The organism is Stenotrophomonas sp. YJH_SMC_4 (assembly GCF_059371575.1).
Genome location: NZ_JCAFUR010000031.1, coordinates 1 through 26,924, shown reverse-complemented (window position 1 = coordinate 26,924; position 26,924 = coordinate 1). Strand labels below are relative to the sequence as shown.

General features: G+C 68.5%; 14 protein-coding genes. All 14 read right to left on the bottom strand.

Features of this window, described 5'->3' with window-relative positions; all coding sequences use genetic code 11:
• Window positions 1-609: 609 nt before the first annotated feature.
• Complete coding sequence (locus tag AC5P9F_RS20160; protein WP_495232023.1) at window positions 610-12,993, bottom strand: filamentous hemagglutinin family protein; 12,384 nt, start codon at window positions 12,991-12,993, stop codon at window positions 610-612.
• Between the two features lie 199 nt (window positions 12,994-13,192).
• Window positions 13,193-14,368: a substrate-binding domain-containing protein gene (locus AC5P9F_RS20155; protein WP_005409883.1), complete on the bottom strand. Its 1,176-nt coding sequence runs from the start codon at window positions 14,366-14,368 to the stop codon at window positions 13,193-13,195.
• Between the two features lie 396 nt (window positions 14,369-14,764).
• On the bottom strand, window positions 14,765-15,964 hold the full coding sequence (gene gspF / locus AC5P9F_RS20150) for a type II secretion system inner membrane protein GspF (RefSeq protein WP_043033313.1): 1,200 nt from the start codon (window positions 15,962-15,964) through the stop codon (window positions 14,765-14,767).
• A 7-nt stretch (window positions 15,965-15,971) separates the two neighbouring features.
• Entirely contained in the window at window positions 15,972-17,405 is a 1,434-nt protein-coding gene (gspE, locus tag AC5P9F_RS20145; protein ID WP_080356453.1) for a type II secretion system ATPase GspE, read from the bottom strand.
• Window positions 17,402-19,783, bottom strand: coding sequence for a type II secretion system secretin GspD (gene gspD / locus AC5P9F_RS20140; protein WP_329750838.1), 2,382 nt, complete (start codon window positions 19,781-19,783; stop codon window positions 17,402-17,404). The genes gspE and gspD overlap by 4 nt, the downstream gene beginning before the upstream one ends.
• Complete coding sequence (locus AC5P9F_RS20135) at window positions 19,780-20,307, bottom strand: type II secretion system protein M (protein WP_111173945.1); 528 nt, start codon at window positions 20,305-20,307, stop codon at window positions 19,780-19,782. The genes gspD and AC5P9F_RS20135 overlap by 4 nt, the downstream gene beginning before the upstream one ends.
• On the bottom strand, window positions 20,304-21,467 hold the full coding sequence (gene gspL, locus AC5P9F_RS20130; protein WP_111173946.1) for a type II secretion system protein GspL: 1,164 nt from the start codon (window positions 21,465-21,467) through the stop codon (window positions 20,304-20,306). Before gspL ends, AC5P9F_RS20135 begins: the two co-directional genes overlap by 4 nt.
• Window positions 21,464-22,369, bottom strand: a complete 906-nt coding sequence (gene gspK, locus AC5P9F_RS20125) for a type II secretion system minor pseudopilin GspK (RefSeq protein ID WP_111173947.1) — start codon at window positions 22,367-22,369, stop codon at window positions 21,464-21,466. The genes gspL and gspK overlap by 4 nt, the downstream gene beginning before the upstream one ends.
• A 9-nt stretch (window positions 22,370-22,378) precedes the next feature.
• Window positions 22,379-22,816, bottom strand: coding sequence for a type II secretion system major pseudopilin GspG (gene gspG, locus AC5P9F_RS20120; RefSeq protein WP_308678780.1), 438 nt, complete (start codon window positions 22,814-22,816; stop codon window positions 22,379-22,381).
• 57 nt (window positions 22,817-22,873) lie between these two features.
• Window positions 22,874-23,434 carry a hypothetical protein gene (locus AC5P9F_RS20115; RefSeq protein WP_308678781.1) on the bottom strand — a complete coding sequence of 187 codons (561 nt, stop codon included), beginning with the start codon at window positions 23,432-23,434 and terminating at the stop codon, window positions 22,874-22,876.
• Window positions 23,435-23,578: 144 nt separating this feature from the next.
• Complete coding sequence (locus AC5P9F_RS20110) at window positions 23,579-24,130, bottom strand: hypothetical protein (protein ID WP_012480451.1); 552 nt, start codon at window positions 24,128-24,130, stop codon at window positions 23,579-23,581.
• Window positions 24,131-24,188: 58 nt separating this feature from the next.
• Window positions 24,189-25,169, bottom strand: coding sequence for a FecR family protein (locus tag AC5P9F_RS20105; protein WP_308678782.1), 981 nt, complete (start codon window positions 25,167-25,169; stop codon window positions 24,189-24,191).
• Between the two features lie 69 nt (window positions 25,170-25,238).
• The gene (locus AC5P9F_RS20100; protein ID WP_032967204.1) at window positions 25,239-25,769 is read right to left on the bottom strand and encodes an RNA polymerase sigma factor; all 531 of its coding nucleotides are present in this window, start codon (window positions 25,767-25,769) and stop codon (window positions 25,239-25,241) included.
• A gap of 16 nt (window positions 25,770-25,785) precedes the next feature.
• On the bottom strand, window positions 25,786-26,466 hold the full coding sequence (locus AC5P9F_RS20095) for a TonB C-terminal domain-containing protein (RefSeq protein ID WP_005413653.1): 681 nt from the start codon (window positions 26,464-26,466) through the stop codon (window positions 25,786-25,788).
• Between the last annotated feature and the right edge of the window lie 458 nt (window positions 26,467-26,924).

The window sequence follows — 26,924 nt, the reverse complement described above, 5'->3', positions numbered from 1 at the left end:
GCGGCTTCTACTGCCCGGCCTGCCCTGGTGGGTGCCGACCGTTGGTCGGCACTGAGGCTGGCCCAGCCATCCACGCATGGCGTGGATCTACTGCCGAGCGGCTCCTACTGCCCGGCCTGCTTTGGTGGGTGCCGACCGTTGGTCGGCACTGAGGCTGGCCCAGCCATCCACGCATGGCGTGGATCTACTGCCGAGCGGCTTCTACTGCCCGGCCTGCTTTGGTGGGTGCCGACCGTTGGTCGGCACTGAGGCTGGCCCAGCCATCCACGCATGGCGCGGATCTACTGCCGAGCGGCTTCTACTGCCCGGCCTGCCCTGGTGGGTGCCGACCGTTGGTCGGCACTGAGGCTGGCCCAGCCATCCACGCATGGCGCGGATCTACTGCCGAGCCCGCCGCCGGGTGCTCTCCTGCACCCGGCGGCGCCGTGTCGGTGGTCCTCACCGCTGATGGCCGCTCCCTGCCCTCCGTGCCATCCTGGCTGGGGCCGCTGCCGTTCCGTGGCGGCTGGCCCGATGCTGTTCGTTCTTTCGGCCCGGTCGCATCCACGCATGGCGTGGATCTACTGCCGACCTTGGTGGGCAGCAACATGTGCCGACCAAGGTCCGCACCTACCGGCGCTGCGTGCCCTCGTCGCGACTTGCCTGCGGGAACTGGAAGGCACTGTTGGCGTCATAGCCGCTGTTGGCAGTGTTGCCACGCGCCGGCGGATTGATGGTGCTGGTGCCACTGCCGAAGCCGAGGATCTGCACGCTGATCACCGACGGCTGGTTGCGCCGTGCCTCGTCCTGGCTCTTGCGCATCACATCCTGGGCCGCCTGGCTGGCGCTGTTGGCTGCCGCACTGGCCGAGGCCAGCGCATTGACGTTCACCGATGCCAGCACCGGCAGGCCCTTGCTTTCGCCCTGCACCTGGATGTTGGCAGCGTTGAGCACCTGTAGTGCGGCCAGATTGATATTGCCCGAGACACGGATGCCGGCCTCGCCCGCATCGATGGTGCCCAGCGGAGCGATCAGGTCGACGTCGCCCGGTCGTACTTCGGCGATGGGGTTCAAGGTCGCGATGCCGGCGCCACTGGCGGGAGCCTGCGGCGACAGGATCACATTGCCCCAGCCGTCATAGACGCGACGCGGTGGCGTGTACAGCAGCGTCGTCTGCGAACCGCGACCGGCATTGATGTCACCCTGCTCCGACCACGCCAGGATGTCGCCGCCGAACGTGGTCATCACCCGCGACAGGCCCAGCAGCACGCTTTCCTGGCTGAACAGGCGGATATCGCCCTGCCCCAGGGTGACAAGGCCGGCGCTGGCAGGTGGCACCACGCCCTGCACACCGATCACGATCTGCCCACCCGGTGCCATCAGCTCGATGTTGCCGCCCGCCTCGGTACGCACGCCGGAGCCACCGTACATCACGATGTCGCCGGTACGGTCGATCGTCGCACCGGCCGCATTCCTGTCTGGCATCAGCGTGGCGATGGCTTCGCGCCCGCGCAGGTAGGAGCCGAAGCGGGGCCCTTCTGCATCGGTATATTCCCGTCCACCTTCGCGCAGCTCGGCGTAATAGACCTGGCGCAGGAAGATGCGCTGCTGTTCCTGCGGCAGCGCATCGAACGCGGCCAGCGCCCCGTCGCCGTCGGCAGCCACGCCGAAGCGCTGCTGCAGCCACTGCTTCAGCTCCTGGTTGTAGACCTTGACTGCCTTGCCCGGCTGCGATGCAAGCGATTGCGCGGGATCGGCAAGGTTGACTGGGTCCAGATAACGGGCACGCAGGGCCGCGAAGTCGATCTGCTGGTTGCCGGCCGTCAGCGCGATGCTGGCGCCGGGACGAGTGTCGCCCTGCACGATGCCACCGAGACTGACGATGCTGCCCGCATCCTCCTGGCGCAGCTGGCGGCCGGCACTGATCTCGGTGTTGCCGGGGCCAGCGATGGTCGCGTTCAGATGCACGATGTCGCGGCCTGCCGCCGCCACCGTGATGTCGGTGGGCGCGGTGTTCAACGCGGTCATCGACACCCCGAGGATGTCCCGGCCTGCCCGCAGTTGCACGGCGCCGGCGGCCTCGAACCAGTTCAACTGCGTGCGCTGCCCCGCGTTGGGATTCAGCGTGCGCCGGGCGCCGGTGGCCAGGCCGATAATGTCGCCCTGCACCGCGTAGAAACGGCTCGGCGCCAGGGCCGCAGACACGGAGGACAGCGGAGTATTCGGACCGAACGCAAACAGCGGAAGCGACGCGTCCGGCGATGCAATGTTGCCGTCGACCGACAGGTTGTGCCGCGTGCGGGTCACATTGCCTGCGGAATCCCCCTGCTCGGCCATGAATGCCGGGTCGAAGGGTCCCGGCAGGCGCGCGTCACTGGCCGAGCGCGCGATCTGGGTCGCGCCAGGCTGGGCGAAGATGCCGCCACCGGCCAGAACGTCCAGCCGTCCTGTCGCCGAGGGTGCCAGCAGGATCACATCCTGCGTCCCCGGCGTGGTGCTGATCCGGTCCAGCTTGATGTCACCCTGCGCAGCAATCGCGCTGAAGCGCGAAGGATAGAGCCAGTAATTCAGCAGATCATCACCGCCACGCACAACAAGCTGGACCTGCTCGCGCCACAGATTGCTGCCCGTCACGTTTTCCGGCCCGGCGAGGCCTGGCGCGAGGTCACCACCGGCACTGAACAGATCCACGGCCGTGTTGGCGGTCCACAGCGAGAACCACGTACTGCCTGCAGCGCGCGCGCCATCATCCAGCAGCACCGCGCTGTAGTTGGCCAGCGGAACCCGGCCGGCATCGGCGACGCCGCCGAGCACCACATCGCCCCGCGCCTGCAGCTGTGCGACCGCATCGCCCAGCACCAGCACCGGCCCGCCCATCGGGCGAGCGGCGTCGGCGGCGAACAGATCGGCCGCACGCAGCTGGCCCAGCGTCGCGTAGCTTTCCAGGGTGACGCCCATTGCACCGATGCGTCCCGCATCCAGCTGCAGGCTGCCACGCAGATTGCTGAAGGTACCGTTGAGGTCGAGATTCTGTCCCGCCCTGGAGGCATTGAGGCTGGAGAACGTCGCCCGCAGATTCGGATTCAGTGCGCCACCGATACGCAGTTGCAGGTCGCCGCCGCCGGTCAGGTGCAGCTGGCCATCGCTGACCCGGCCGGTCGATCCCACCGCCGCGATGATCGCTCCCGAGCGCGGTGCGATCGTCGAGTCCAGCGCGTCGCCTATCGCATCGCGCACGCCGGCGTCACGCCCGGCCTCCAGCGTCAGGTTGCCGCCGCCCAATGTGCCGAAACCGGTGAAGCCGACCATCCGCGGAGAGGCGCCAGCAGCAGCGGACACGTTGGTGTAGGCGCCAAAGTTCACCCACCAGCTGGTCGGCACCGGCTCCACGCCGGTGGTGCTGCCGGTTCCCTGCCGCCACAGCCAATTGCCGACCGCGGCACTGGAGTACAGCGCCCAGTCGCGCTCGCTGGTGCCCGACTCTGCGCGCGCGGTCCAGACGTCACCGACGATATCGCGCCCGGCTTCGACGCGCAGGTTGCCACCATGATCGGGATACCAGGCCCGGTAGCCGGCCAACGCAGCATCATAGCTGCCCGGCACCAGGTTCGGCCCCAGCAGTGCGGTGTTCCTGGGGGCTGCTGCACGGGGCGAATTGAAGGCAGCGTCGCGGCCCTCGCCCAGCGTGGTGGGAGTGCCCGCCGTGTACACACCGAAGCCGGACTTCATCACGACATCACCGGCAGCGAGCAGTTCCAGGTCACCCTTGCCGGTGCGCAGCACGCTCCAGGCCGGCGTGCCCGCGCGCTTGCCGTAGGTGGTCACTTCGGTCTGCGTGCCACCGCCGGCGCAGTAGGTGGGCGCCGTGCTGCAGAACTCGTCTTCGGTCATGCCAAACATCGCGGCGAAGTCCTTCGCAGGGGTGCCTACGTAGGACTCGTCGCCCCAGTAATCCAGCGAGCCCTGCGCGGCCACCTGGCGGGGGGCCGGGCCGCAGTAGTCGGCCGACATCGCGCAGAACTCGTCTTCGGTGAAGCCGAACATGTCGGCCAGCTCCGCGATCGGACGGCCTGCATAGGAGGTGTCGCCGATCCAGTCCAGCGATGCCCGCTCAGTCAACGCACGATCACCCACCCAGATGATTTCGGTCTTGACCGTACCGATCGAGCCCTGGTGGGTGTCGGCCAGCACCACGCTGCCTTCACTGCCCCAGCGCCGGCTGCGTGGGTCGGCTGCCCCGGTATCGGCACCGGCAACAACGGTCAGGTCCCAGGAGGTGGTGCCCTCGGCCAGCATCGGCGCCAGCGCCCAGTTGCGCCCCTGGTTGCCGCCGGCATCGGCCGGCCGCAGATTCACCGGCCCGTTGCCGGGCAACTCCACCTTGGTCAACGATGGGATGTACGCGCCCACCTTGAGCTCGACTTCCCGTGCCAGGCGCAACGCAACCGGCAGCATCGCGCCGGCGGGCCATTCCTGTGCCGCCATCTGTACCGCACTGCGCAGGCGGAAGCCGGCCCCCAGGCGCGCACCGGCCGCCAGCACCAGCGGCTGCTGCAGCACGGTGCCCGCCGCCAGCGTCTGCCCGGCGTCGGTGGTCACCGCCGCACCCAGCACCGTGCCCGCTGGCAGGCGCAGGTTCTGCGAGATCACCATCGGCGCGGGCAGCACGGTACCGACCGGAAGCGTTACCGATTCGACCGGCACGTCATAGTTCAGGCGGGTGCCGGCCTGGAACTCGGTGCCGGGCAGCAGCTTCACTCCGTCCACCGGCACCACCAGGCCGCCGCCAAAGGGGGTTTGCCCCGCGCTGCCATTGCGACCCTCATACAGCTGCCAGCCACCCTCATCCGGCGTGGACGGCGGCGGTGCGAACCCATCGTTGATGCTGCCGTAGACGTTGATGTTGCCTTCGGCCCGCAGCACCAGCGAGGCCGATTCGCCGAAGCCACGCCGCGATGGATCGGCGCGGTTGGCTTCGGGCCCGTAGCGGTAGCCGGACAGATCGATGTCGCCGGCGATGGTCAGGTCGCCGTCCGGGTTGGCGTCGCTGCGCCGCGCCAGCACCTGCACGCCGGGACGAAGGCGGACATCGCCCAGCGCCCGCGTGCGCTGCTGCAGATCCGCGTTGTCCAGCGCAGCATCGATCCAGGCCACGCTGTGCGGATCGACCACCTGGTCCAGCCACTGCTGGGTGACCAGCTGCGCGCGGTTGCCGCGCACGTCAGCGGTGGCTGCCAGGGGCGCATCGTCGTAGCGGCGAACACCATTGAGCTGGATGTCGGCCGCGCCATCGATGCGCAGGCCGGTGGCCGCGGCAATCGCCGCGTCGTTGCTGCCCAGCCGCGGCACATCGATCTTCAGCGTGCCGCGCGGGGTGCCATCGTTCTGGCCAGGACGTCCATCGACGGTAACATCGCTGCCCGCACGCAGGTCCAGCTGCGCCGCGCTGCCCAGGCCGACGGCACCTTCGGCGCTGCCCAGCGTGATGGTGGCCCGGTTTGGACTGTCGATGATCTTGCCATGGCTGTCCACGCGCAGGCCGGTACCGTGCGCGTCCAGCGTGCCGTCCACCTGCAACTGATCGCGGGCGTACAGGCGGATGCTGCCGACCTGCTCGCCGCTGGCATCGATGCGGCCGGCCACGGTCAGGCTGCCCGCATCGACGCTGATATCGACCCGGCGCGCCTTCACTTCGTCGCCGATCCGCAGATCGCCCTCACCGATCTGGAAGCTGCGACCGCCGACGACGCCGCCGGCGGTCAATCGCTGGTTGAGGCCGGCGAAGTCCTGCAGCTGGCGTGCCCGCACCACCAGTTCGCCACCGTCGTAGGGCACCAGCGTGCCACCGGCATCGTAGCGACCAGTGGCGGCACCCTGCAGAACACCGGCCAGATCGGCTCGGCCGGCCATTGCGGTGACCGTCAGGCGTCCGCCGCGGTTGTTGCGGGCGGAAACATCGATGCGGGAGGCCGCATCGGCGCGAATGTCACCCGTGTCGCTGGACAGCAGGACATCGCCGCCCCAGCTGAACTTGTCCACGTCGTACAGCGAGACCTTGCGTCCGGCCAGATCCAACGCGGCCCGGCTGCCAAGCGTGATGCCCTGGCGTGCGTTCGCCGACAGCCGTCCGGACGCCAGCGCGATCGTGCTGTCCAGCGTGATCCGGTTGGCGTCGATGCTCAGCTCACTGCCCAGTGCATCGCCACCCGCCTTGCCGGTGCCCCCCTGCACGCGGAAGTCGCCGCCGGTGCGCACGCGCAGCCGCGCGGCGGGATCGGCCGTCAACAGCGGTGTATCGATACCCAGGCTGCCTCCGCTGTACTGCCAGCCCTTGTCGGCCAGATAGTCGCCGCGCTGCTGGAACACGTCCAGCGTGCCGTGCGCGGAGAACGACAGCTGCTCCGAAGCACTCAGGTTCAGCGCACTGAATCCGAGCACCTGCCGGTTCGCAGGTACTTCAGAACTGGGACGGCTGAATGGCGCCCGCCCCAGCTGCAGCTGGCGGGTAAAGATGTCCAGCTGCCCGGCGCCGAGCCGGTCCACCATCGGATCGGCCGGCGGCACCGACGCGTCACTGCCCGGCGCTTGACTCGCCGCCAATGAGCCGTCCCAGACCAGCGTGTCCACCAGGATGCGCGCCCGGTCAGTCGCAGCACCGTAGCCGCGGATGGCCTGCGCACCAAGCACGAGCGTCTGCAGGCCACTGCGGCCGGTGGCACTGTCGCGCGCGTCCAGGTCGACGCTGCCGAACACGTTGACAGAGTCCCGCGCGACCAGGCTCAGCGTGTCCAGCGCCGGCGCGCCGGTGGCATCATTGCCGCGCAGCAGTTGCTGCAGCACGGACTGGTTCATGGTCATGCCACTGGGCAGCGCCCCTGCCGCAGCGGCCAGGGCGATCGCTTCGGCACTGCCGAGGTTCAGCGCCGCCATGCTCAGGCCGAGCTGACGGGTGCCATAGCTGGCCGAGTCGCGCATCTGCAGCGCGCCATCGGTCGCTACCGCGATGCTGCCATCGGAAACCAGTCGGGTCTGGCCGTCGCACGCCGTCTGGCACCCCCCGATGTCGATCGCCACTGGACCGGCCTCCACCCCGGTGGTGCCGGTGATCAGGTTCAGGCGCTGGTTGGACACCGCCAGCAGGCCGCCGGAGACCTGGTAAGGCAGGGTCGCGCTGGCATTCGCGTTGGCGGATGCGAACGACAGTGTATCGAGGGTCGCACCGGCCTCGACCAGCACGCCGCTGCCACCGGAGGCCGCTGCCACCAGCACTTCCGGTGCGTTCAAGGTGACGCCGGAACGGATCGCCACGCTGCGCGCCTGGCCGGTCACCGCCACCTGCGAGGCCTCCTGGTTGAACTGCCCGCCGATCATCATCCGCGCCGGCAGGAAGGCATTGAGCGCGTCGTCGCTGAAGGTGGCACCGCGATCACGCGCCTGCGATTGCGCACCGCCGTCGACGATCTCCAGTGAACCGACCGCCGGGCTGGCCAACGTGGCTGTCAGCGTGCCGCCTCGCCCGTTGTCGGTGGCGGCGCCGAACCGCGCGGTGCCGGCGAAGCGGATGGCAGGCGTGTCTGCACGACCTGCGCCTTCGCCCAACGCAAGGGTCAACCCGAGCGCATCGATGGTCTGCCAGCCACGCGACTCGCCGCGGCGGTCGGCCACCGATTGCGCGAAGCTGTTGTAGGAGGTTTCGTTGTAGCCCGAGTGCCGGCGTACTACTGCGGCGGGGGTCAGCAGGATGTCGGTGAGCAACGGCGAGATTGCCGCGCCCAGCGCCGTGCGCTGCTGCCCGGACACACGCCAGGTGCCGGTACCGGTCGCGATGGGTTGCGCGATGCCCGAGGTGCCGGTGGCGCCCAGCTCAACCCGGAATGCACCGGGCTGCAGCGCATAGCTGGCCGGCATCAGCGTGTAGGTGCCTGCCGCCAGGCCGGGCACGCCCGCCGGCACGGTGATCTGCTGGCCCACGGCCGGTGCGGCGAATCCTTCCTCGCCGCTGGGGGCAAATGTCCCGGCGCGTCCCGGCACGATCGCATACACCGGGTTGCCCGACGCACTGAATTCATAGCGCGGATTGGCGTCGGCCAACGCCGTTCGCAGCACGTCGACAGAGCCACCGCGTCCTGACACAAAGGCGGCACCGGTCAACTCACCACCGCCGGACATGTCCAGCAGGGCCCCCGGCGCCACCTCGATCTCATTCGCCTTCAGGGTCACCCCCATCGAGGAGATGCCAGCCGGCGTCAGCGAACCCAGGCTGCGCGTACCGACCCGCCAGTCGACACCATCGACGGTGCCACCATAGGGCAGCGACAAGCCGGCGCCACTGGTCGAGGTGACGCTGCCTGGCAGCAGTTCCACCCGGCTACCGACGGTTCCGTTCTGGATAAGGCCACCCAGCTGCAGCGTGCCCATCGGCGCCTGTACGTTGCCGCCCTGCTGCACCGTGGCAGCCACCAGGCGAAGCGTACCCAGCGCCGATTCCGGCGCCGGCTTCGTGGCCGCACCGGTGCCGTGGATGCGCAGCACGGCATCCGGATCGGCCCAGTAATCAGCGGTCTGCACGGTCTGCGCCGACGCGCCGGCCACCAGCGTGCCGACCGCGCCTGTGGTGGGGTACAGGCGCGCAGCGGTCACGTCCATCGAACCAGCCGTCATCAACGCGCTGGTGTTGCCACTGCTGGCAATGCCGTTGGTCAGGCGCACGTCACTGCGGCTTTCCAGCGCCACATGCTTGAAACCCGGCAGCCAGGTGACGTCGCGGATGTCGATCAGCTCGGCCTGCACCGCCAGCGCGTGATCTTCCGGCCCGGACGAAGCGACCGCGGCGGTGCCCTGCAGGTTCTCGCCCGGCATCTGGCGCCAGCGTGCCTGCGCCAGGCGAACATAGGGCGCACTCAGTCGCAGCCCAGACGATAGCCCGGCATCCACGGCCATGCCCAGGCTCGAAGTGCCCTGGCCGTGGATGCGCAGGCTCTGGGCCAGGCGCAGGTCGACGTCGCCGACCGCGCGGATGTCACCGAACACGGACAGGTTGTCGAAACCGCCGGCCTGCAGCTGCTCGACCGACAACGCGGCGTGGCCATATTCCAATGCGGCCGGCAGTGGCTGCGCCGGTGCGCTGTGCTGGCTGAGGCTGATCGCACGCGCTCGCAGTACCTCGTCGCTGGCGCCACGTGCATGGATGCTCCCGCCAAAGGCCAGGCCAAGCGTGCCCCCGCGTGCGCCGGCACCACCGGCGGCCGCGTCCATCCCGCCGTCCAGGTACAGCGCGTTGGCCGAACGCAGCACGATCTGCCCGCCGTCGCTGTCCACGCGCACGCGGCCCTGGCCATCGATGTCCAGTTCGGCCGACGCGCCCCGCGCCTGCAGGCGCGCACCGCGTTCGACCACCACGAAGGCTTCCGGTGGTCGGTTGTCGACGAATGCGGTGGCCTCCCAGTCCAGCGCCCCGCCAATCTCGATGCGCCCACCTGCGCGCACCTGCCCGCGCAGGTGGCCGCTGGAATCGGGCAGCGACATCGCGTCTGCATCGGCATCCAGCAGCGCGCCTTCGGCGAAACGCCAGGTGCGTTCGGTGCGCTGCCCGGCGTACAGCGCGTTCTCCGGGCGCACATCGTCGATCAGGATGCGGCCGCCCTTCGCGCGCAGCGTGCCTTCAACATCGATGTTGCCTGCACCGAGCAGCGAGATCGTCTGCCCTGGATCAACCGCCACCAGTGCATCCTTGCCAACCCGAAGGTCACCGCCCACGCTGTTGCGCTCCGAACGCAGGCTTATGCTCGCACCCGCGCGCTGGCTGACGCGCCCGCTCGACGGATCGGCGCTGTACAGCGGCGCGTCCCACGCTGCCAGTGCGGACGCCCGGTCGGTCGCCATCCGCGCGTCCTGGGTCAGGCGCAGGCCTGGCAGGGCAGCGACCAGCCGCGCGCCATCGGCCACCTCCACACCGTGGTGGCCATTGATGTCGTACTGCGCGAAGCCACTGCCGAACAGGCCGGCGTCCAGTCCCAGCGATGTGCCCGCCAGGTCCGCATCGCCCACCCGCACCTGGCCACCGGTCCCCAGCGAGAAGGAACCACCGCCCTGTCCTCGACCACTGAACCGGCTTCCCTCGCCCAGTTGCACCCGGCCACTGCCGTCGGTCGTCACCGTACTGCTGTTCGCCTGCAGGCTGACGCTGCCGCCTTTGCCGATATGGGCCTTGCCGCGCAGGTCCAGCGCAGCACCGGCCTCGACGTCAACCGTTGCCTTGGCGCCCACGGCCACGTCATGACTATTGCCCAGGCTCAGGCGGCCGCCATCCGTCCAGGCACCGCTCGCGTCGCGCGGCATCGCCAGTGACGCATTGCTCCATTCACCGGAGAGATCGATCCGCGTGCCGTCGGCGATGGCGGTGCGCGCGCGGCCATCATGCAGCAGCGCCGTCGGCCGGCCCTGCACATCCAGCAGGTTGCCCGCCGACAGCTGGCCGCCGGCGATGCCGATGTCGCCTGCCAGTTCCACCTCGCTGCCGGTCAGGTTGAGCTGTCCGCCTGCCTGAAGCCGAAGGCTGCCGTCGATGCGGATGCGATCAGCGGTCGCCAGGTCGATCCGCCCCCACTGCTGGGCACTCAGCTCTGCGATATCCAGCCACACCGTGCCACGCCGCTCTTCGTTGACCGGGGCCAGCAGCGACCACGCGGCCTTCGTCCGAGCCTTGTCATCCAGGCGCACATCCGAGCCGAACACACCGCTGCGGCCCTGGCCGTCGTAGCGCCCCAGGTACAGCTGCGCATTGCGCGCGACCGCCGTCTGCGCCTGCGCATAACCCTCCAGCGCCGTATCCGGCCTGCGGTTCTGCTGCGCGCCCTGGAAGGTAGCCGTCTCAACCTTTCCGTCCAGTACCGCGGTCGGTGCGGAGATGATCAGGCGTCCTGCATCGCGGCCGACCGTGTATCCGTTATCGACACGCTGCGCCGCGAATACAATCGGATCACGGAAGGTCTCGGTGATGCCCCAGCGCTCCTGCTTTACTTCATGGCCGCTGTACAGGCCATCGAACCGCATCTCCACCGGCGCGTCATCAAGGCGGTAGACCTGGCCATCGACGCCGCGCACCCAGCTCTGCCGGATCACGCCGCTCTGCACATCCAGGCTGCCACCGGCAAGGTTGATGCGTGAGCCGCCATGCGTGATCACTTCCCTGCCGCCCAGCAGGACGGTGCCTCCCTGCGCGGCCCATTCGCCGATCGAGTGCCCCTGGTTGTCAAGGTAGCCGCCCACTTCCAGCAGGCCACCCGCCGCGTACCAGCGCTCACCCGCGTAGCCCCCGGTACCGGCCGGAACGTGAACCAGCCTGCGGCGGTCGACCCAGACCTCGCTGCTGGTCAGCTTGCCGCTGTCGCGGTTGTCCAGGGCATCGCGCAGTTCGTTGCCCTGCACCTTGACCTGGACATTGTTGCTTTCCATCGACACCTGTACGCCCACTGCGCCGGAAACATCCACGCGTGCCGCGTCGTCTACGTAGCTGCGGGCTGCCGCGTCGGCGATGATCTGGCCGCCCGTGGCAACCGTCAGCGAATCCGCACTGAAATGGATGTTGCCACCCGAGACGATCTCCACCCGCGACTGGTCCCGGCGATCATTGTGCTGGGACAGATTGTCGAAGGTCGCCGAGCGCGCGCCGGCGCGGATCGCGTCCTGCTCTGCCGACTCCTTGATGAGGCTGTTGCGCTGCGTATCCAGCACCGTGGCCTTGCCATCGTCCTCGACCAGCACCGCCGTGGTGGCTCCATCGGCAAGCGTGACGCTGCTGCCGGCATCACTGGCCGAAGCCAGAAGATGCACGGTGCCGCGCTGCGCCAGCGTGGTGCTGGCCACGGCCACACCGGCCTGCTCGACGTTGCGCCCGGCCAGGGTCACGTCACCCTCGCGGGCGCGCAGCAGACCGGTGTTGCGCACGCTGCCCGCCGTGCTGCCAGCGACGAAGCGCGGCGCGATTTCATTGCCGCGGGTGGTGGAGCTGGTATTGGTCGCCGTACCCACGCCGCGCCGGATCACGAAACTGTCACCGGCAGCGAGCTGCACCTGGCCCTTGCGCGCCTCGATATGGCCAGCATTCTCCACGCTGTGCCCGGCCAGCAGCACGTAGCCACCGCCGCGCGTCGCGCTGGTCGGCTCATGGGTCGCGATGCGGGCACCCTGCTCCACCATCACCTTGCCAAATGCATCGCTGAGCGCGCTGCTGCTGGCGTCGGGGCTGTACAGGCCGTTGTCACGGAACTGCGCATCGCTGATCCGTGCTGCAGCCGCCAGCAGATTGCGTACATTGACCTGGCTGTTGTTGCCGAACACCACCCCGTTGCGGTTGGCCACGAACACCGTGCCATTGGCCTTCAGCTGGCCCAGGATCTGGCTGGGCCGCGCCTGCGGATCATTGACGCGGTTCAGGACTGCCCAGTCAGGGTTCTGCAGGAAGTTCAGCGTGGTGTTGCCGCCGATATTGAAGGTCTCCCAGTTCAGGATCGCCTTGTCCGCGGTCTGCTCGACCGTAACCTGCACCCGCCCGTCGCTGCCCTGCGACTGGATCGCGTCGCGCGCATTGAGCCAGCCGCGGGTCAGCGGGTTCTGGTCGACGCTCAGGCCATCCTTGCCCAGGCCATCCGCAACGATGAAGCCAGCCTCGCGGCGCGCCTGCCGCGCCTGTTCCTGCAGGCGCTGCTGCAGGGCAATCGCCTGCGCCGCCGTACCGAGGTTGTCGATCGACTGCTGCAGCTTCTGCCGTGCTGCATCCTGCTGCTGGGCAGGCAACTGGAACTGGATCGGCACACCGTTGGGCATCCGGCCACTCTGTGCCGCGCTGCCCTGGGCCGCGCCCCGCTCGGCGAACCAGCCCGGGCTGAACGCCTGCTGCGCCTGGCTGGCCGGGGCCACCATGCTGCCCAGGGCGACCGCGATGGCCCACGCCATCGGATGATTGCGGCGCATCGGCGCGGCCGGATGAACAGCGGACGGGAGCGGGTGCGACATCGGAACCTCATCAACCTGGTGGGCCGCGGCTGCGGCGACGATCGGGGAGACACGCGCAACGCATGCCCTGCCACTGATAGACGGTTCACGTGACACGAAGCCGACAGCGAAACACTGCGGCGGCGGCACCGTCGCGGAAATGGCGACGCCGGCCCAGGGGCCGGCGTCGGGTCAAGCAGGATTCAATCAGTGCTGCGGATTACAGCGGACGACCGATGCCGGCGCAGGTGCTGGGATTGTTCAGGCCGGCAGTGCTGCTGGCCAGCACGAAACGGTTGCGGATCGCATCGCGCCAAGCCTTGGTCAGCGGGATGAAGCCGTGGTCGGTGATCGACTTCTCATACGCGACGGTGTAGGTCGCCGGATAGTGGCGGGCCAGGAAGCCGCGCAGGCTGGTGGCGACGCTCGAATCCTTGTAGCACTGGCCGATCACCAGGTTGGTGTAGCCGGCGATCGGATAGCCGGCCGACGGGTTGCCGAACACCGGCACCCAGTTGGCGGGGTCCTCGGCAGCGGTACCGGTCGGCGGAGCGACGGTGTCCAGGGTCGCCTGCACACTCACCTGATCCGGCGAGAAGCCCTTGACCTTGGCGACCTTGGTCGCATCGGTCACGCTCGGGATCACGTCCGGGCCAACGTAACCGATACGGCCTTCAGCAGCGTAGACAGCGTTGTACAGCGAGGTGCCACCGGTGGCCGGCGCGGCCACCAGGAACGCCGGCAGGTTGCCGTTGGCATCGCGCTTGTACAGGTCGGCGAAGGTCGACTTGATGGCGAACTTGCCACCTACCAGGTTCGAGGTGCCAGCGTTCTCAGCCGCACAGGCCGCAGTCAGGAAGCGGCTGAACATTTCGCTGGTGCCGCTGCTTTCCGGGCGGTACACCACCTGGATCGGGCCGCTGCGGTTGGCATCGATGGTCGACCAGTCGCTGATCGCACCCGAGAACACGCCGCAGATCTGCGCCACGCTCAGGTCCACCGCCGAACCGGCCTTGTTGAACGGAATGGTGACCGACGTGGCCACCGACGGCACCTGGATCAGCGCGCCGTAGCGGTTGGCGTTGGTCGGCTGGTTGAAGTTGGTGGTGTAGGTGCTCAGCTCGGTGCTGCTCAGCACCGAATCGCTGCCGGCGAAGTGCACGGTGCCGGTGGTCGAGAACAGCAGCGAGTTGTTTTCCAGGAAGGCCTTCTTGCCGGTGCCCGAACCGGTCACGGCGTAGGTGAAGTTCGCTGGCAGGATGCTGTCGGACGAACCCTTGTAGAGGTCGGCCGGCAGCGAAGCGCCGCCGCCGGTAACGGTCTGCGCGGAGGCGGCGCCAACGGTAGCGAGCAGCGCGGTGGCAACCAGCGCGGCCAGGGTCTTGTACTTGATCATGATCTTCTCCTGAAGGGTTTACTGCGAAGGGAAACGCCAAGGGAGGAACGGTCACTACACGCCTGCTGCCGCCGAGGGCCTCCCAGCCCACTCTGCGGCGACGTGTCCATGCTGGTCCGCGCCGATGACACGCCGCTTAAGAAACCTGTGGAAGATCGAAAAAAGGTGTGGAGGATTGTGTGGAGAATCGACCCATGCCACATTCCAACGACGCCGCCCGATCGACTGAATTGAATCAACTGAATTGAATCGACTGAATTGAATCGACCCGATGGGATCGACTGGGTAGAGTCGACTGTTAGTCGACTGCTTTTCGCACGCGGAAACGATCTGAATGCACTCGATCTCCGCGCTGGTCGACTAACAGTCGACTCTACCTGTGATGCGCGTTGCGCATCACTGCACCAACTGGTTCATTTCCATGATCGGCATCAGTACCGCCAGCACGATCGTCAGCACCACGCCGCCCATCACCAGGATCATGGCCGGCTCCAGCAAAGCAGTCAGTGCCATCGCGCGACGTTCGATCTCGCGCGAGATGGTCTGCGCGGCGCGATCCAGCAGCGGCGCCAGCGAACCGGTCTTCTCGCCACTTGCCACCAGATGCACCAGGATCGGCGGATACACCTTCTGTACCTTCAACGCAGCACCAAGCGCAGCACCTTCGCGCACGCGCGCGGACACATCGTCGGCACAGCGCGCCAGCAGCGCATTGCCCAGGGTCTGCCGCGCCGCCTCCAGTGCACGCAGCAGCGGCACGCCGGCATCCAGCAGGATCGCCAGCGTCGAGGCAAAGCGCGCACTGTTCACACCCAGCACGAATCGCCCGACCATCGGCACCCGCATGAGCATCGCGTCCCAGCGCAGGCGCAGCTCGGGCCTGCGCAGGGCCAACCGCCAGGCCACCACCAGCGCAGCGATGCCGAGCCCTACCCACACGCCCCAGCTGCGCACGAACGCGCTGGCGCCCAGCATCATCTGCGTGAGCATCGGTAGTGTCTGCCGCGCCTGCACGAACGCGGTCACCACCTGCGGCACCACGTAGCTGAGCAGGAAGATCACGATCGCCACCGATACCAGGCTGATCGCTGCTGGGTAGATGAAGGCGGTCAGTACCTTGGCCTGCAGCGCGTTGCGTTCTTCGATGTAGTCGGCAAGGCGCTCCATCACCCGCGCCAGGTCACCGGAGTCTTCACCTGCGCCCACCAGCGCCCGATAGATCGGCGGGAAATCGCGCGGCCGCGCGGCCAGCGCAACGGTCAGGCGCTGGCCGGCACGCACGTCGGCGCGCACGGCGGTAAGCGCCTGGGCCACGTGCGGGCGTTCGGCCTGCTCGATCACCGCACTCAATGCGCCTTCCAGCGGCAGGCTGGCCGCCAACAGGCTGGCCAGCTGGCGCGTAGCCCAGGCCAACTCGCTGGCGGACAACCGGCGAGCGCCCCAGCCACTGCCGGCACTGCGCGCCGCACTCACCTGCACAGGGGTCAGCCCGCGCCCGCGCAGCAGCTGGCGAGCACCGCGCGGGCTGTCGGCATCCAACTGGCCCTTTTCGATGCGGCCCTGCGCGTTGGCAGCCTGGTAGTCGAACAGTGCCATGCAGGCCTCAATCGTCGCCGGTGACGCGCAGGATTTCTTCCAGCGTGGTCACCCCGCTGTCGACCCAGCGCTGGCCGTCCTGCCGCAGGGTCCGCATGCCGGCCCGCCGGGCCGCCTCGCGTAGCGCAGGCTCGCCCTGCCCTTCATGGATCAGTGCGCGCACGCGGTCGTCGACCACGAACAGTTCATGGATGCCGGTTCGCCCCCGATAGCCGCTGTTGGCGCAGGCCGCGCAGCCCACCGCGCGCCATACGGTGCGACCCTCGCCGTCCACCTCGGCACGACGGCACTGCGTGCACAGCCGCCGCACCAACCGCTGCGCCAGCACGCCGCGCAGCGACGAGGCCAGCAGGAAGGGCTCCACGCCCATGTCAGCCAGGCGGGTCACCGCCGAGATCGCATCGTTGGTGTGCAGCGAGGCCAGCACGCCATGCCCGGTCAGCGACGACTGCACCGCAATCTGCGCGGTCTCCAGGTCGCGGATCTCACCGATCATGATGGTGTCCGGATCCTGGCGCAGGATCGCACGCAGCGCGGTGCCAAAGCTCATGCCGATGCGCGCGTTGACCTGGATCTGGCCGATGCCGGCGAAGTCGTACTCCACCGGGTCTTCCACAGTGAGGATGTTGCTGGTGCTGCTGTCGAGCTGGCCCAGTGCGGCGTACAGCGACGTGGTCTTGCCGCTGCCGGTCGGCCCGGTGACCAGCACGATGCCGTGCGGCTGACGGATCAACCCGGTGAACGTGGCCAGCGTGTCATCGGCCATGCCGAGGCGCTGCAGCTGCAGGCGACCGGCATCCTTTTCCAGCAGGCGCAGCACAGCACGCTCGCCATGACCGGTCGGCACCGTGGAGACACGGATATCCAGCGGCCGCCCGCCCACGCGGATGGCGATGCGCCCGTCCTGCGGCAGGCGCTTCTCGGCAATGTCCAGGTGCGCCATGATCTTGATGCGTGATACCAGCGCCGCATGCAGTGCGCGCCGTGGCTGCACCATGTCGCGCAGGGTGCCGTCCACGCGGTAGCGCACAACCGAATGGGTCTCGAACGGTTCGATATGCAGATCGCTGGCGCCATCGCGTGCGGCCTGTGCCAGCAGCGCGTTGATCATGCGGATCACCGGCGCATCGTCCTGAGCATCCAGCAGATCGGTGACCTCCGGCATGTCCTGCATCAGCCGGTCCAGATCGACTTCGCTTTCGGCGGCACCCACCACGGCAGCGGCATCGCCGCCGTCACGGTACTGCTCACCCAACCGCTGTTGCCACGTCGCAGCGTCCAGCGCCTGGAACGGCAGCGGGCCATGCCGGCGGCGCAGCTCGGCCACAGCCCACGCTGCGGTGTCGGCGGTGCCCAGCAACACGGGCTCGCCGCCAACTTCGGACAGCATCACGCCATGGCTGCGCACCCAGGCGTACGGCAGCGGCGCGGAAGCGCTCACGGCCCGATCACCAGTTCCGGCGTGTAGCCCAGCCCGCGCAGCTGCTGCAGCGCAGGGTCCAGCGTCGCCGGATCGCGCGGCAATCGCACGCGCAGGCGTTGCCCGCTCTCGCCGGGCGTCGCTTCGGCATAGGCCTGCAGGCCCAGTGCACGCACCTGCGCCACGCCCTGGCTGGCACGCGCCGGGTCCAGCCCCTGCGCGAACTGCACCAGCTGCGCATCGCCGTCACCGGACGGGTACAGCGCCGCCAGGCTGCTGTTCTGCAGCGGCTGGCCCTGGTCATCGCGTGCATTGCCCTGGCCGAGGACAGACAGGTCCTGCGGTGGCAGCTGCGGTGCCGACAGCGCCGGCAAGGCCCAGCTCTGTGCCGGCTGCGCGCCCGCCTGCGCGTTGCGCATGTAGTCGTAGCGGTCGCGGGTCAGGCGCTGGCCGGCGGCCGGGTCACGCACCACGTGCGGGCGCAGGAACACCATCAGGTTGGTCTTGGCGCGCTTGCGCGTGTCGCTGCGGAACAAGGCGCCCAGGACCGGGATCTTTCCCAGCCCCGGCACCGCATCACGGCCATGGCTGACGCTGTCTTCCAGCAGGCCACCCAGCACCATGATCTGGCCATCGTCCAGCAGCACGCTGGTATCCAGGGCGCGCTTGTTGGTGATGATGCCGGCCGTGCTGTTCGCGCTCTGCGCGTCGATGCTGCTGACTTCCTGGTAGATGTCCAGCTTCACCGTGCCGCCCTCGGAGATCTGCGGGCGCACCCGCAGCTTCAGGCCGACGTCCTCGCGCACGACGGTCTGGAACGGGTTGTTGCTGCCGCCGCCGCCGTCGGTCACGTAGCGGCCACTGACGAACGGCACGGTCTGGCCGACCATGATGCTGGCCGCTTCGTTGTCCAGCGTCATCAGGTTCGGCGTGGACAGGATGTTGGCACCGCCCTTGCTCTGCAGCGCGTTGGCCAACGCCTTCATGTTGAGGATCTGGCCGACGCCGGGCAGGTTGATGGTGCCGTCGATCACACCGATCTTCAGGCCATCCTTGGGCAGCACGTCCAGGGTGGTGCGTGCGTTGGTGTTCAACCCGCTGCCACCGGTGGTGCCGCCGAAGTGGGTGCCGCCGAAGGTGCGGCCATTGCCCAGCATCCACTGCACGCCCAGTTCGGCCGCGTCGGTCTGGTTGACCTCCACGATCAGGCTTTCCACCAGCACCTGTGCACGGCGCTGGTCGAGCTGGTCGATCACCCGGCGCAGGTTGCGGTACACCGGCTCGGGGGCGGAGATCAGCAGCGTGTTGGTGGCCACGTCCGCCTGTACCGAGATGCCGTTCTGGCTGAAGCCGGTGCTTCCTGCATCGATCGGGTCACGGCGGCTCGGATCCAGGCGCTGCGATTCCAGCGCATTGCCTCCGGGCTTGGCCTGCTGCGGCTGCGACGGCTGCGCGGGGGTGGAGCGGCTGGCGTCGCCGGGCAGTGGTGTGATGCCTTCGTTGCTGCCCATCGCCGGTGCATCGCTCTGCCCGGCCACCACGCCACGCAGCACACCCGCGAGCTGGTTGGCCTGGGCATTGCGCAGGTAGACCACATGCAGGTTGCCGGATTCATCCTGGGCACGGTCCAGCTTCTCCACCAGCTGCCTAGCCAGGCGGGTGCGCCCGGGACTGCTCGACCGCAGCAGCACGCTGTTGCTGCGCGGGTCGGCCATCACCACCACCTTCTGGGTGGGCTCGGCGCCCTGCGCATCCAGCAGCGGCGCGACCATCGCCGCGACGTCAACGGCAATGCCCTGCTGCAGCTTCACCACATCGGTGTCCATGCCGGCCGGTGTATCCACGCTGGCGATCACCCGCGCGATGCGCTCCAGGTTATCGGCATAGTCGGTGATCACCAGCGTGTTGTTGCCCGGATTGGCAGTGATCGGATTGTCCGGGCTGATCATCGGCCGCAGCACCGCCACCAGCGCGGCCGCGTTCTCGTAGCGCAGCGCGAAGGTGCGCGTGGCAACCTCGCCCCCCGCACTGCCGCTGCCAACGCGGCCACCGAGCAGCTTGGCATCGGCCTGCGGCACCACCCGGCTGACGCCGCCGTTCTCGACCACGGCGAAGCCGCGCATGCGCAGTGCGCCCAGCAGCAACTGGTAGGCCTGGGTACGACTGACCGGGCCATCGGAAACCACCGTCATCTTGCCGGTCACCCGTGGGTCGACCAGGAACTGGCGCCCGGTGAAGCGCGCCGCCATGCGCAGCACGCCACCGATATCGGTGTCGACCAGGTTCAACTGCACCGGCTCGTCACGGGCGTCCTGCGCCAGTACCGGCGCCGGTGCGTGGGCCATGCACACGATCAGGGCCAGTGCGGTACTGCAGGCAAGGCTGCGCACCGCCCTCATGGGTGGGCACCCAAGTTGAGCGCCATCACGATGTTTCCGGAAATCCGTGCCGCCGGCATGTTCGCATCCCCTGTGCGTGTCAGTTGCAGCTGCTGCAGTTCGATGGCCGGATCGGCCAGCACGGGCAGCAGCCAGTTCCATAGCGCATCCGCGGGCACCGCCTGCACCTGCAGGTGCCAGCGCCCGTCGCGCGCTTCGATATGCAGGTCGGCGGCAAGGCCGGCGGTCTTGATGCCATCGCGCAGCCCGGCCAGTGTCGGGTGCTGGCCCTGCGCCAGCTGCTGGCGCTCACGGGCGCGCAGCAGCGGTGCCAGTGCGCGGGACTGCGCCTGCAGCCGCGGCAGCTCGGCCTGCCAATACGTGCGCTGCTTCAGCAGTGGCTCCAGCCACAACGACCACAGGCCCGCCACCAGCAGCGCCACCACCATCACCCACAGCATCAGCCGGTCGCGCGGTGGCAGGCGTTGCCAGCGCTGCTGCAGGCCCACCAGCCCCTCGCCCAGCCGTAGGGTGCGGGTCGTCACTGCCCAGCTCCGCTCACTCGCAGGTGTCCACCGGCTTCGCGCGCCAGCTGCAGGCCCTGTGCCTGAACTGCTTGCTGCCAGTGCTCAAGCCGCTGCGGATCGTCGGCCAATGCCTGGGCATCGGCATCCAGCTCCATGTCCAGCTGCCCGGGTTGGTAATGCAGGCTGCGCACTTGCCCGGCCAGCTCCGGAACAGCCTGCAGCGTGCTGGCAACCTGACGCTGCAGCGCCGGCAACGGCGGCGCCGGCAGCGGCACCGCAAGTGCTCGCCTTGCCTGCAACACCGGGTCCACCACATCGGTGATCTCCGGGAAGCGCGCGCTGAACTGGCGCGCCATGTCCCGTTGCAGGGCCTCGCCCTCGATCCGCCAACGCAAGACCTGCAGCTGCAGGCCGAGTGCAGCCAGCAGCACTGCTGCCAGGGCCAGGCCGATCGCCAGTCGCGGTGCTTGCCGGCCTGCGCCGGGCAGCGGCAATGACCAGCCTGGCAAGGGGCCAGAGGTCTGCCGTTCATGCGTGACGGCGGTGGCCGGCAGGCTGTCCGGCCACGTCGGCGGCACACTATCGATCCACTGCACGGCCTGCACGCCGGCCTGTTGCAGGCGCACGGCCAGCGCCTGCATCACCGCACAGGCGTCACGTCCGCCATGCCATTGAACGAAACCCCGATCGCGCCCGCTGCGTACCAGCAGGTGCTCGCCGCTGACCTGCAGCGTGGCCTGGCCGTCCTGCCAGGGCAGCAGCAGTGGCGTCGGATACAGCGCCTGCAGCCGCAGCGCACACGAGGCCAGCATCTGCTGCACCTGCGCGATGGCCTGCTGGCCAAGCCAGGCCACCGGAACCGTGCCGTCTGCTGCCTGCGCACCGTGGGCCAGCGCCACCTCCTGCAGGTCATCCAGCAGCATCGCCTCCACCTCACCCTGCAGCGCCGACTGCAGGCGGCGCCCGGACAACGGCGGCAGCTGCAGCTCCAGCAGGATCAGGTCGTTCGGATCGAGGCAGGCATGCACCGCGGCCTGCGGATGCCGCAGGCCCAGCGCCGCCAGCGTGTCGCGACCGTGAGTCAGCGTCTCACCCTTGTGCAGTTGCGCCCAGTCCACCGCGCTGTCCGCGTGCAGGCGCTCCAGCGCCGGCAGGCGCACCCGAAGCTGCACGTTCATGCGCCGATCCTCGTCCACACCCGTTGCACACGCACCCCATCGTCGCGGTATTCGCGCCACAACAGCGCGCGAAAATCGACCGCACTGCCGTCAGCCTGCACCTGGCCGACGGCCAGGAACCATTCGCTATGGATACCCAGGGGAAGCACGGCCATCTGTTCGTTGCTCAGTTGGAGTCGGTTGGCGATGTCGCCGCGATTGAGCAGCCAATGGCCAGCATCGCGCTCACCGAGCAGCGCCTGCAGCCGTGCCGGCTCGACCGCAGGCGTCACCGCCTGCAGGACGCGCAGGTCGCTGGTGTTGGCGTTGACCAGGGTCTGCGCCGGCAACACCACGGTGCGCCGCGCCAGCGCCTGCAACGGCATCGGATCGGCGCCAGGCAAGGCCTGTTCGATCAGTGATTCGCGCGGCAGCGGCGCCTGCGCCTGCACGTCGCCATCGCGCAGGCGCGCCTGGATGTGGTCGGCGGCGGATGCGCAGGCGCCCTGGCCCAGCCCCTGCCCGGCACACAACGCGATGAACGCGCGCCGCGCCTCGGGGTCCGGCCTGCCATGCGCAAGAAGGTTGCGCAGGTTGAACATCGACTGCGCATCGACCAGCTGCAGCTGCACCAGCAACGGCGCCTGCAGCTCCAATGGACGCGCCCAGCGCCCGCTGCGCACCGTAGTCAGCTGTTCCTTTACATCCTCACGCAGCTGTTGCGCCGCACGCTCCAGCGTTGCGTCCACCGCCATGCGTACCTGTGCGCGCAGCTGATCGCCACGCAGCGCACGCAGTTGGGCCGACTGCCGGGTCAGCAGTGCCGTGGCAATCACCGCCACCAGCGCCACCACCAGCAGGGCGACGATCACCGCCATGCCACGTTGGCGGACACTCGAAACAGAACGCATCCGGGCTGACATCGGCCTGCCTCACAGCTGCCAGGAGCCGATGTCCGCGTTCCCGGCGTCGCCACCGGGCTTGCTGTCCGCACCCAGCGAGAACACATCGATGTCGCCGTGGGTGCCTGGTATCTGATACTGGTACGGTTGGCCCCACGGGTCATTGGGCAGGCGATCCAGATACGGCGTTACCGGCAATCCACCGCTGCCCTGCGGCGGCTTCACCAGCGCCTGCAGGCCCTGCTCGGCACTGGGATAGCGACCGTTGTCCAGCTTGAACAGTTTCAACGCCTGCATCAATGCAGCGATGTCCTGGCGCGCTGCCACCACGCGCGCCTGGTCGGGACGGTCCATCAACCGCGGCACGATCAATGCGGCGAGGATGCCGATGATCACCACTACCACCATGATTTCGATCAGGCTGAAACCCTGCTGCCGAGCCCTGCGACCACGAACCTGCCTTGCCATTGTTCCGCCCTCGTCATCCTGGAAGAGACCGCTGCGCCATGGTCAGCGGTGCATGTGTCAGTACGATAAACATCCGCTGGAAATCCGCTGCGCGTGTCCCAGTGCAGGCGCAATACGTGCAGCCGGGGCACATGCGGACTCGAACAGGTGCTGCGGCACGCTGGCCAGCGCATCGTCGATGCAGCTGCGCAGCAACGGGTGCGCGCAGGCCAGCAGCAGGCGCACGCACTGCATCGGCGACCATGCCGTTCCATGATCGAGGCCGATGAACATCCGATAGGCCTGGTGATAGCGCAGGTCGTCGTACACGCGCTGGGCACTGTTCAGATCGCGCACGACCACCAGCAGAGCCGCGCGCTGCAGCAGCCGCGCATCGCCTGCATCAAGCGGTAGCGGGCTCATCGCCGCCTCGGGCCAGGGCCGCAGCTGCAGATCGAGGGCTTTTCGCAGCGCCGCCAGTGGGTGCGCACTACCATCCAGCGCCGCCCAGCGCGCCGCATCCGCCCAGGCGTCGCTGGACAGCACCCAGACCCACGAGCGCCCATAGCGCTGCACGTTCAATGGTGCATGCCGTGCCTGCTCCAGTGACTGGCTCAGGTGACGATCCAGCTCCAGCATGCTGATCCTGCGACTGTCTGCCATCGGCGCCGCCCGTGCTCCACGACGCGTGGTGCGTCGTACTCTGGAGAAGACGTCAGCAAGGCAGGTGAAGCGACAGCGCGCATGCAGCTCTGTGCACTGTGTGGCGCTTCATCGACAACGTCATCGCAGCGTCATCTGCCTGCAGGCTTCGCGTTCCAGCCGCGGCGCTTCGCCTCCACAACGGCGTGCCAGTATCGCCACGTCGCTGCGCGCGGCGAACGTTGCCAGCGCATTGGACATGTCCACGTCATCGAACCATGACGCCATCGCAACGCGCAGCGCCGGCAGCTGCCAGCCGTCCATCACGCCATGGGTGCCTGCTACGAACCAATGCCAGAGGCGATGGTGAAGCACCTGGTCGTGCAGCTGTGCGAGATCCTCAATGCGATGCACGTCCATCAACAGCAGTGCGCGTGCAACCGCCGCGGGCGGCAACGCACCAGCTTCAGGCAGCGGAAGCGACTGCTGCTGCAGGCGCAGCAGCATCGCCAGCGGGTGCGACTGCGGATCAAAGTCCAGCAGCACCGCCTGTTGCTGCCACTGCGCATCGGACACCACGCACACCCAAGGTGAGCCATAGCGATGCACCATCAATGGCCGTCGCTGCGTGGTTTCCAGCAGCGCCGACAGATTGCGACGCAGATCCAGCACACCGATGGTCTCGTTGCGCATCCTTGGCCTCTCCTCGCTTGCAACAGCCCTGCGCGGCGCGCAGGGCCAGCGTCTTCATCTATCCAAGGACGGCAATGCCACCCGGAAAGCGACGCAGATCCAGCGACATCGTCAGTCGCAGCTGCTCCAGTGCCGCGTCCGGATCATCAATACGGAAGCGACCGCTGACCGGCGCGCGCGCCAACGCCGATTCTCCCAGCAGCACCTTGCCGCGGCGGTAGCGGTTGATCTCGTCCACCACCTCACGCAGCGGTGCGCGGCGGAACACCAGCATGCCCTCCGTCCAGGCACTCACTTCCGAGGCCACGGCCTCGGCCACCACGCCACTGAGGCGCTCGTCGTACTGGGTCTGCTGACCCGCCTGTAGCTGCAGCCGGCCCTGCGGATGCTCGATGCGGGCGCTGCCCTGCAGGCAGGTCACCCGTACCTGGCCGTGGGTGTTGCGCACATCCAGGCGCACCGCGCCTTCATCGGCAATCACGCAACCAGGGCCCGCGAACAGCGCCAGGCGCAGGCCAGCCCCGGTTTCGATCGCGGCCTGGCCCTGCATCAGCTCGAAGCCTTCGCCCTGCGCGTCCGACCGGCGGCGCAGGCTGCTCTGCGTATCCAGTTCGATCTTCAGCTGCGGCAAGGGCGCGATCTGCAGCCGTTCACCGGTGCCGGTGTGGAAATCGGCCGTCATCGCCGTCACCGAGGGCCACAATCCCAGCGGCGGGCGGATCGCCGCCACCACCACCAGGCTGGCCGGGGCGGCAATCGCCGCGCCCAGGAAGGCGCGCCGGCTCCAGCGCTGGGCCGGCGTCGGCGCCACCGGTTGGCGGGCGGCGGCGGGCAGCTGCTCGCCGGCCAGCCGTACCTGCTCCCATTGCCGGCGCGCACGGCCAAACGCTTCGCGATGGCGCGGGTCAGCCTCACACCAGGTACGGAACCTGCGCCCGTCGGCGGCGGTCGCCTCGCCCGAGGTCAGCCGCACCACCCACGCGTGCGCCTGACCCTCGACGGCATCCAGCGGGCGTTGCGGGCGATCGTCAGGATCCATGGGGGCTCATGCCGGACCCGCACGCTGCGGGGTTCTGCTCGGCGTCAAAGTGTAGACGGATGCCGCCGTTCAGAACCGCACCTGGCGCCCCTGCCCGCTGCGCTCGGCCAGGTAGTCCTGGGCCGCCTTCAGCTCACGCTGCACCAGCCGCAGCGACACACCGAGGTGGTCGGCCACGTCGCGCTGCTGCAGGCCATCGACGCGGATAGCCAGCAGGATGCGGCGACGGCGCTCGGGCATGCGCTGCAGCAGGCCGACCATGTCTTCCAGCGCGAAGTCCAGTTCGGCCGCCTGCGCCGGGCCGGGTGCAGGGTCGGCCATGTCCATCAGCGTATCCACCTCCTCCAGGCTCAGCAGGCGGTGGTCAGCACGTTGGCGATCGATCACGGTATTCATTGCCATGCGCAGCAGGTAGGCCGCGGGGTTCTGCACGGCATCCAGGCGGTCACGCCGCGCGCTCAGGCGCATCCACGTGTCCTGCAGCGCGTCGCCGGCCAGCTCCTCCGAGCCCAGCTTGCGCACCAGCCGGCGCTTCAGCTCATCGTAGGCACCCAGAAGGTGGTCCATCAGGTCAATTGCCCCAGCCGTACCGTTGCTCATGTTCGAATCCTTGAAGTCATGGAAGGGGCGCGCGCCGGCCACAGTCATGGTCGGTGCCGGAAGGACGGATCTGCAGCGTCACCGGCTGCGGCAGCGCAGCGGCATCGGGCGCCAGCACCAGGCCCTGCAGCGCCTGCAGCAGGCGCGCATCGCGGCGGGCGCTGCCACTGCCTGACAGCAGCTCGGGCTCGCTCACCTGGCCCGCGCCGTCGATGCGGAAGCGCAGCGTCGCGGCATAGCGGCCGGGCGCGATCTCCGGGTCGTCACAGAACGCCGCACGCAGCCGCTGCTGCAGGCCGCCGTAGCGACGCCGACGCTCGGCCTCGGGAAGTTCGGCGCCAACTCCCGATGCGGCGGCCGAGGGCGCACCCCGGCGCAGCACCACGCGCTGCTCGCCGATCACCTCGGCCTCGATACCGGAGTCCTGTAGCAGCACCTGCAACGCAGGCAGCGGCGCCAGGCTGCCGTGCAGCGCATGGCTGCTGCGGCCGGCGGCCAGGTCACCCGGGTACATCACTGACCACCCACTGATGACGCTGAAGCGCTCGACCGCCTGTTCCAGCGGCTGCGCAGGGATGTCGTAGGCATGAACAGCGTCCTGCGCGGCAGCGGCAAAGGACAGCAGCAGCCATGCGGCGATGGCCACCTTCCAAGTTCTGACCGCATGGTGTCCATTCAGCCCCCTGACGTAGAACACATGACCCTCGGCAGCGACAGCAGCTGCAATGGACGCGCGCCACCACCGGAACCCCGGCCCGCGCGCGACCCGCAAGCGGGCTCAAACCGTACCGGCGCCACATGTCATTGCGATGACCGCTGCCTACGGCCTGGCATCGAGCCAGGCTCCGTAAAGCCAGTCACGCATCAGGAATCAATGAATCGAACAGACCTGTTCATTTGCTCACAGGGTCAGAGCCCGTTGCGCAGCAACGGGATCCGACCCCGTACCGACCCAAACGTGTCGACCAAGGTCGACACCCACCAGGAGCAGCTCATGCCGTTCCGGCAGATCGTGGAAATCTGTCGAAGGCGGGGTGGGTCCGGTTGCGGGGGCGTGAGCCGCATGGATGCGGCGACCGAGCTTACATGGACGTACTTGCAGCGTCCCCCGCAACCGGACCCACCCCGCCATCCCTCAGCAGGCCCGCTGTTGCT

Bases quoted from the DNA above. Each gene is read 5' to 3' on its own strand.
- AC5P9F_RS20160 (WP_495232023.1), bottom strand. From the start codon at position 12,993: ATGTCGCACCCGCTCCCGTCCGCTGTTCATCCGGCCGCGCCGATGCGC.
- AC5P9F_RS20155 (WP_005409883.1), bottom strand. From the start codon at position 14,368: ATGATCAAGTACAAGACCCTGGCCGCGCTGGTTGCCACCGCGCTGCTC.
- gspF (WP_043033313.1), bottom strand. From the start codon at position 15,964: ATGGCACTGTTCGACTACCAGGCTGCCAACGCGCAGGGCCGCATCGAA.
- gspD (WP_329750838.1), bottom strand. From the start codon at position 19,783: ATGAGGGCGGTGCGCAGCCTTGCCTGCAGTACCGCACTGGCCCTGATC.
- gspL (WP_111173946.1), bottom strand. From the start codon at position 21,467: ATGAACGTGCAGCTTCGGGTGCGCCTGCCGGCGCTGGAGCGCCTGCAC.
- gspK (WP_111173947.1), bottom strand. From the start codon at position 22,369: ATGTCAGCCCGGATGCGTTCTGTTTCGAGTGTCCGCCAACGTGGCATG.
- gspG (WP_308678780.1), bottom strand. From the start codon at position 22,816: ATGGCAAGGCAGGTTCGTGGTCGCAGGGCTCGGCAGCAGGGTTTCAGC.
- AC5P9F_RS20115 (WP_308678781.1), bottom strand. From the start codon at position 23,434: ATGCTGGAGCTGGATCGTCACCTGAGCCAGTCACTGGAGCAGGCACGG.
- AC5P9F_RS20110 (WP_012480451.1), bottom strand. From the start codon at position 24,130: ATGCGCAACGAGACCATCGGTGTGCTGGATCTGCGTCGCAATCTGTCG.
- AC5P9F_RS20105 (WP_308678782.1), bottom strand. From the start codon at position 25,169: ATGGATCCTGACGATCGCCCGCAACGCCCGCTGGATGCCGTCGAGGGT.
- AC5P9F_RS20100 (WP_032967204.1), bottom strand. From the start codon at position 25,769: ATGAGCAACGGTACGGCTGGGGCAATTGACCTGATGGACCACCTTCTG.